The sequence below is a fragment of the Streptosporangium sp. NPDC006013 genome (assembly GCF_040614275.1).
GTDB lineage: Bacteria > Actinomycetota > Actinomycetes > Streptosporangiales > Streptosporangiaceae > Streptosporangium.
This window is the reverse complement of the sequence record NZ_JBEXUE010000513.1, coordinates 1-6,858: the sequence shown is the minus strand read 5'-3', so window position 1 is coordinate 6,858 and position 6,858 is coordinate 1. Positions and strand designations below refer to the sequence as shown.

The following is a 6,858-nucleotide window of genomic DNA, read 5'->3' as shown; positions in this document are numbered from 1 at the left end:
CCGGTGGCGAAGGCCGTGGCGATCGCCGCGTCCACGGCGCTGCCGCCGGCGCGCAGCATCGACGCCCCCGCGCGCGCCGCCCTCGGGTCGGGCGCGGTGACCATCCCGCCGGCTCCCCGGGGAGCGCCCGGCTCAGCCCTGCCAGGCATCGGCGATCTCGCTCAGCGTCGCGAACCAGACGTCGCCCGCCGCCAGCATCCGCTCGATCAACGCCTCCAGGACGAGCAGGTGGTGGGCTCGGCCGATGGTCTGCGGGTGCATGGTGAGCACGTAGACCGCGCCGGGCACCCGCTGGTGGGCGTAGTCGAAGATGGTGTTCCAGCGGTCTTCCATGTCGCGGTGGGAACCCAGCGGGGAGACCCCGGCGACGTACTCCACCGAGGGCCAGTCGTCGAGATACCACGACACGGGGATCTCCACGATCCGGCTCTCCGGGCCGAACTCGCTGGCCGACTCGTAGTTCACCGTGACCCGCCGGGGCCGGTACGGCTCGAACTCCCGGCCCATCAGCGAGCTGTCCCAGTCGAAGCCGAACTCCTCGAGCAGGCCCAGCGTGCTCTCGGAGAAGTCCCAGGCGGGCGAGCGGTAGCCGCGGGGGCGGCGCCCGACGACCTGCTCGTGCTGGCGCAGCGCGACCTCCATGAGCCGGCGCTCCTCGTCGGGCCCCAGGTCGGGCACGACCTCGTGGTAGCAGCCGTGCGCGGCGATCTCGTGCCCGGCCGCCAGGATCTGCTCGATGCGGTGCGGGAAGGTAACCAGGTCGTGGCCGGGGGTGGCCCAGGTCGCCGGCAGGTGGTTGCGGCCGAGCAGCTCCAGCAGCCGGGGCACCCCCTGCTCGGCGCCGAAGTCACCACGCGACAGGTAGGACGGCGAGGTGCGGCCCATGGTGCCCATCCAGGGGGAGTGGGCGTCGAAGTCAAAGGTCAGCGCCACGGCCATCCGCTTGCCCGGCGGCAGCGCGAGGGGAGCCGAGGTCACTTCTTCATCCACGGCGGGAGCTGGAAGGAACCCGACTTGTACTTCTCAGGGGCGATCAGCACCCGCTTCTCGTCCTGGAACTGGAAGGACTGCAGCGGCACGTAGTCGTCACCCTGCTTGGCCAGGTGCGTGGCCTGGTCGAACGCGATCCGGCCGGAGGCCCGCTCGCTGTCGCTCTTGCCGATGGCGGCACCGATCGCCAGCGCGTCGTCGGGGTCGCCGACCTCGCGCAGCGCATCGGCGTAGATCATGGTCTCCACGTACGTCATCACGCCCTGCGGGTCGACGTTGTCGGTCCCGTACGCGGCCTGCCAGTCCTTCTGCAGCTGCGCGGCCGGCGGGTAGCTGGGCGAGGGCACCATGCCCGCGAGGTTGTTGAACAGCACGCCCTCGGCCTGCTGCTTGGTCAGCTCGAAGAACTGGGGCTGGTTGGGGCCGTACTGCATGAAGACCAGGGACTCGGTGGGCTTCTGCAGGAACTGCTGCAGGAAGCTGGCCTCGTTGGAGACCTGGTAGTCGGTGTTGACGATGAAGTCGGGGTCGGCCGAGCGGATCTTCCCTAGGACCGTGCCCCAGTCGTTGACCGTGCCGAACGGCACCTTCTCCTGGCCGGCGATGCTCCAGCCCTTGGCCTTGAAGTGCTTGACCAGGCCGTCGGCGATGTTCTCGCTGTAGGGGTTGTCGGAGCGGACGATGAACGCCGACTTGTTGCGCGGCTTCCACAGCCCCTGCTCGGCCCAGGACTCCGCCAGGTCGACCGGCTCGGTGCCGTAGGCGTCGTAGTCGGGGGTGATCGACCAGACCGTGGGGTACTTCGCCGGGTCCTTCTCGATGATGGCCTGGGTCTGCGCGGTGTTGCCGCCGATGAGGTAGACCTTCTCCGCCGCGGCGAACTCATCGATCTCGAAGTTGGACGTGGAGGCGTAGCCGGTGACGACCGCCTTCACCGACTCGTCGTCGGTCAGGGTCTGCACGCCCTTGGTCACCGCGTCGTTGGACTGGCTCTGCACGTCCACGACCTTGAGCTTGAACGTGTATCCGTTGACGCCACCGGCCTCGTTGAGCTGCTTGATGGCCAGCTCGGCCCCCTGCTTCATGCCCAGGCCGTCGGATGCCAGGCCCCCGGTCAGCGGGGCGAGCAGGCCGATCTGGATCTCCTTCGCGCCGGCCGCGCCGCCGGTCTCCGCGGCGGAGGTGTCGGGGGAGGTGGAGGAGGAGCACGCGGTGAGCGCCGCCAGGGCGCCGGTCACCGCGACGGCGGTGATCGCCCGGATGGGCGTCCGGGGACGGAGGAAGGGGGAACGGGCCACGGTGAAGCCTCTCTGCGTCTGTGGGACGAGGGGACGAACGCATGCGGGACATGCCGGAGGGCGTCACATGCCTGTTTTGCAACGTTCTGTCACTGTCGACAATTGAAACGTATGTTGCATCCTGCGGCAAAGGCTAGACCTGTAAAAGGTTTGTTACTTAAACTCGATCCGTCGTACCGCTCTGATCTCGTGAAACGTGGATCAGCTCGGCGGCAGGGCCGTTCCGGCCAGGAAGCCTCCGTCCACGTCGAGAACACTCCCCGTGATGAAGGAGGAGTCCGGATCGGCGAGGAACACGCACGCCCGCGCGATCTCCGCCGGCGTGCCCATGCGGTGCACCGGCTGCCCGGCGACCAGTGCCGCCACGTACTCGGCCGAGAGCGCCACGGTGGCCGGGACCTCGATCAGCCCGGGGGCGACGGCGTTGACGGTGATCTGTGACGGGGCGAACTCCAGCGCCAGGACCCTGGTGAGCATCTCCACCGCCGCCTTGGACGAGCAGTAGTGGGCGGCGCCCACCCGGGCCGAGCGGGCCGCACCGGAGGAGACGTTGACGATCCGGCGCCCGCCCCCGAGGGAGCCGGAGGTACGGGCGAAGGCCTGCGAGGCCAGCATCACGCCGCGGACGTTGACGGCGAACACCTCGTCCCACTCCGCGGCGGTCATGTCGAGGACCGGGGTGTTCGGATAGACCCCGGCGCAGTTGACCAGCACGTCCACTCCGCCGTGCAGGGCGGTCGCCTGCTCGAAGGCGGCGGTCACCGACCCCGGGTCACGCACGTCCAGGCGCACCGCCGAGGCCGCCGGTGAGCCGCCCGGGACGGCGGCGAGTTCCGCGATGACCCTCGCCGTGCGCGTCTCGTCGAGGTCGGCGACGACGACCGTCGCCCCCGCCTCGTGGAACGCCCCGGTGATGCCCCGGCCGATGCCCTGGGCTCCGCCGGTGACCAGGACGACCGTCCCGTTGAGCCTGCCGGGAGAGAAGCTGTCCGTCATGGGATGCCTTCCGGTGATGCCGGGCGGGAGCGGCCTCCTGCCGGCTCGACACATATGACCTGGGCGTTTCTGTCAGGGCTACCAGGTAACACGCATGCTAAGTTTCATTCCGCCGTCTTGACCATACATGTGAACCATATGTTTCACTTAGGGCGGCCGGGACGCGAGGGGCGGACCGGACTGGGAGGAGAGAGCCGATGACGACAGGGACCGCCTTCGTGGCGACCTGTGACCTCGCGGCCCAGGTGCGGGGCCGGGCTACCCCGGTGGCCCGGCTGGACCAGACGTTGCGTACCGGAGTGGGATGGGTCCCCGCCGATCTGGCGCTGACCTGTTTCGGCCACCTGGCCGACGACAACGTCTTCGGCTCGGTGGGCGACCTGAGGCTGCTCCCCGACCCCGCTACGGCCGTCGACCTGCCCGCCGACGGCCCGGTGCCGGGCACCCGGCTTTACCTCGCCGACCAGACCGGCCTGGACGGCAGCCCCTGGCCCGGCTGCCCGCGCGGCTTTCTCGCCCGCGCGCTGGCGGACCTGAGGGAGATCGCGGGCCTTGAGGTGAACGTCTCCTTCGAGCACGAGTTCATGCTCGGCGGCCAGGCCGAGGCACCGCCCTTCTCCTTCCAGCGCCTGCGCGGCGCCGAGCCGTTCGGCACCGACCTGGTCGCGCTGCTGGAGGCGACCGGGCTGGAGCCGGAGAGCTGGCTCCCCGAGTACGGGGACGGCCAGTTCGAGATCACCCTGCGGCCCGCCCCCGGAATGGTCGCCGCCGACCGGGCGGTCCTGCTGCGCGAGTTCGTCCGCGACCTCGCCCGCCGCCGGGGGCACTCGGTCACCTTCGTCCCGCTGGCCGACCCCGCGGGCGTCGGCAACGGCGTCCACGTGCACTTCTCGCTCCGCGAGGTCGGTGGCAGCCCGGTGATGTTCGACGCCGGGGCACCCGGCAGGCTCTCCTCGACCGCGGCCAGGTTCGCGGCCGGAATCCTGCGGCACGCCGGTGCGGTGGTGGCCGTCACCGCGCCCAGCGTCGGCTCCTACCTGCGGCTCACCCCGCACCGGTGGAGTGCCGGCGGGGTCTTCCTCGCCGAGCGCAACCGCGAGGCGCTGCTGCGCATCGCGCCGACCGTCGAGATCGGCGGCGCCGACCCCGCGGGCCAGCTCCACCTGGAGTACCGGGCGGCGGACGCCACGGCCAACCCGTGGTTGGTGCTCGGCGTCCTGATCCGCGCCGGCCTCGCGGGACTGGCCGGGGCCGAGCCCGCCCGGGTGTGGCCGGAGACCGCGACCGAGGCCGACCTGGCCGGAGAGCCCGCGCTCCCCGGCTCCCTGCCTGAGGCCCTCGCCGCGCTGGAGGCCGACGAGGTCGCCCGAGGCTGGTTCCCCCACGAACTGCTCCACACCTTCCTCGCCGTGCGACGGGCCGAGCTGGCCTGCGTCAAAGGACTGCCCGACCACGAGCTCTGCCGGAAGGTCGCCGATGTCTACTGAGAACTTCTCCGGGGACGCGGCCGGCGACCTGGAGAGCGTGCTCGCCGCCCTGCCCCTGGTCGACCACCATGTACACGGTGCCTCCTCGGGAGACCTGGGCCGCGGTGAGTTCGAGACGCTGGTGACCGAGTCCGACCGGCCGATCCCGGCGTTCATGACCCAGTTCGACTCCCAGCTCGGCTTCGCGATCCGCCGCTGGTGCGCGCCGGTCCTCGGCCTGCCCGCCCACGCCGCACCGGAGGAATACCTGGCGCGCCGCACCGAACTGGGCGCCGCCGAGGTGAACCGGCTGCTACTGGCCGCCAGCGGCATCGGCCGCTTCCTGCTGGAGACCGGTTATCGGGGCGACGACGTCCTGGACCCGGCCGGGATGGCGGAGGCGTCGGGGCGGCCCGCGCACGAGGTGGTCCGCATCGAGCGGGTGCTGGAGCAGGTGGCCGCCTCGGGGGTCTCGGCCGCGGAGCTGCCGGGCCGCTTCCGCGAGGAGTTGGAGCGCCGCACCGCCGACGCCGTCGGCCTCAAGAGCATCGTCGCCTACCGGCACGGCTTCGCCTTCGACCCGGCACCACCCGGCGACCGGGAGGTCGCCCTGGCGGCGGGCCGCTGGCTGTCCGCCGGTGAGGCGAGCGGCCAGTGGCGGGTGGACGACCCGGTGCTGCTCCGCCTCGGACTCTGGGCCGGGGTGGAGCGCGGGCTGCCGCTGCAACTGCACGCCGGTTACGGGGACCCCGATGTGGAACTGCACATGTGTGACCCGCTGCTGCTCACCCGCTGGCTGAAGCTCATCGAGCCGCACGGCGTGGACATCCTGCTGCTGCACTGCTACCCCTACCACCGCAACGCCGGTTATCTCGCGCAGGTCTTCCCGCACGTCTACTTCGACGTCGGTCTCGGCGTCAACTACACCGGCAGCCGGTCGGACGCGCTGATCGCCGAGTCGCTGGAACTCGCGCCGTTCGCCAAGATCCTGTTCTCCTCGGACGCCTGGGGCCCGGCGGAGCTGCACATGCTGGGGGCGCACCTGTTCCGCCGCGGGCTCGGCCGGGCACTGCGCGGGTGGGTCGACGCCGGCGAGTGGGCCGAGGAGGAGGCCGTCCGGGTGGCCACCATGATCGGTGTGGACAACGCCCTGCGCGTCTACGGTCTGGACCCGGCCAAATGATCGAGCCTCTTGCCTTCGGCTCGGCCGTCGACTCCGTCGAGGCCAGGCTCCGGGCGGCACTGGAGCGGCGGCTGCCCGCCGCGACGGAGCTGCGCCGCCGGCTGCACGCCCGCCCCGACCTGTCGGGGGAGGAGGGGCCGACCCGCGACCTGATCCTGGCCGAGCTGCCCGGACGCCCGGTGGACGCGGTGGCCGGTACGGGCGCGCTGGTGCGTGTCGGCGGCCCCGGGCCCGCGGTCGCGGTACGGGCCGAACTCGACGCGCTGGCGGTGACCGAGCGGACCGGCGTCGACTGGGCGTCCGGGAGGCCGGGCCGCATGCACGCCTGCGGGCACGATGTGCACCTCGCCGCCCTGGTGACGCTCTGCCACGCGGTCGGTGACACCCCCGGCGCGCCCCCGCTGGTCGCGATGCTCCAGCCGCGCGAGGAGACCTACCCCTCCGGCGCTCACGACATCGCCCGGTCGCCGTCGCTGGCGGAGCACCAGATCACCGCCATCATCGGTGCGCACGTCCAGCCCACCCTGCCGCGAGGCGAGGTCGCGGCCACCCCCGGCACGGTGAACGCCGCCGCCGACGAGTTCACGGTCGTGGTCAGGGGCCGCGGCGGGCATGCCGCCTACCCTCATCTGACCAGCGATCCGGTACTCGCGCTCGCGCACGTCGTCGTCGCCCTGCAGCGGGTGGTCAGCCGTGACGTCGACCCGACCAGCTCGGCGGTCCTCGGCGTCTCCACGCTGGCGGCCGGCAGCGCGGCCAACGTCGTGCCCGACGAGGCCACGGCCGGCGGTACGGTCAGGGCGCTGAGCGAGCGCATCCGCGACCAGGTCCGCGACCTCCTCCAGCCGGGCGTGCACCTGGTCGCGGAGTTGACCCTGGACGCGCCGCTGGTGCTGGGTGAGCGGGATGCAGCCGTGGTGCAGGT

6 protein-coding genes are annotated in these 6,858 nt (G+C 71.8%); 3 read left to right on the top strand and 3 right to left on the bottom strand.

The window, feature by feature from the left end:
- Positions 1-132 precede the first annotated feature (132 nt).
- From ABZ260_RS43445 to ABZ260_RS43435, 3 genes are all read right to left on the bottom strand, one after another.
- On the bottom strand, positions 133-978 hold the full coding sequence (locus ABZ260_RS43445; RefSeq protein WP_350964448.1) for a polysaccharide deacetylase: 846 nt from the start codon (positions 976-978) through the stop codon (positions 133-135).
- Positions 975-2,288 (bottom strand): ABC transporter substrate-binding protein, encoded by a 1,314-nt coding sequence (locus ABZ260_RS43440; protein WP_355629631.1) that lies wholly within the window; start codon positions 2,286-2,288, stop codon positions 975-977. The genes ABZ260_RS43445 and ABZ260_RS43440 overlap by 4 nt, the downstream gene beginning before the upstream one ends.
- 201 nt (positions 2,289-2,489) lie before the next feature.
- Complete coding sequence (locus ABZ260_RS43435) at positions 2,490-3,284, bottom strand: SDR family NAD(P)-dependent oxidoreductase (RefSeq protein WP_355629628.1); 795 nt, start codon at positions 3,282-3,284, stop codon at positions 2,490-2,492.
- Positions 3,285-3,481: 197 nt separating this feature from the next.
- Between ABZ260_RS43435 and ABZ260_RS43430 the strand changes: the two genes are divergently transcribed.
- From ABZ260_RS43430 to ABZ260_RS43420, 3 genes are all read left to right on the top strand, one after another.
- Positions 3,482-4,771, top strand: coding sequence for a glutamine synthetase family protein (locus tag ABZ260_RS43430; protein WP_355629625.1), 1,290 nt, complete (start codon positions 3,482-3,484; stop codon positions 4,769-4,771).
- Entirely contained in the window at positions 4,761-5,933 is a 1,173-nt protein-coding gene (locus tag ABZ260_RS43425) for an amidohydrolase family protein (protein ID WP_355629622.1), read from the top strand. The genes ABZ260_RS43430 and ABZ260_RS43425 overlap by 11 nt, the downstream gene beginning before the upstream one ends.
- Positions 5,930-6,858 (top strand): amidohydrolase (locus ABZ260_RS43420; RefSeq protein ID WP_355629619.1); only part of this gene is annotated, 929 nt, incomplete at its 3' end. The genes ABZ260_RS43425 and ABZ260_RS43420, both read left to right, overlap by 4 nt.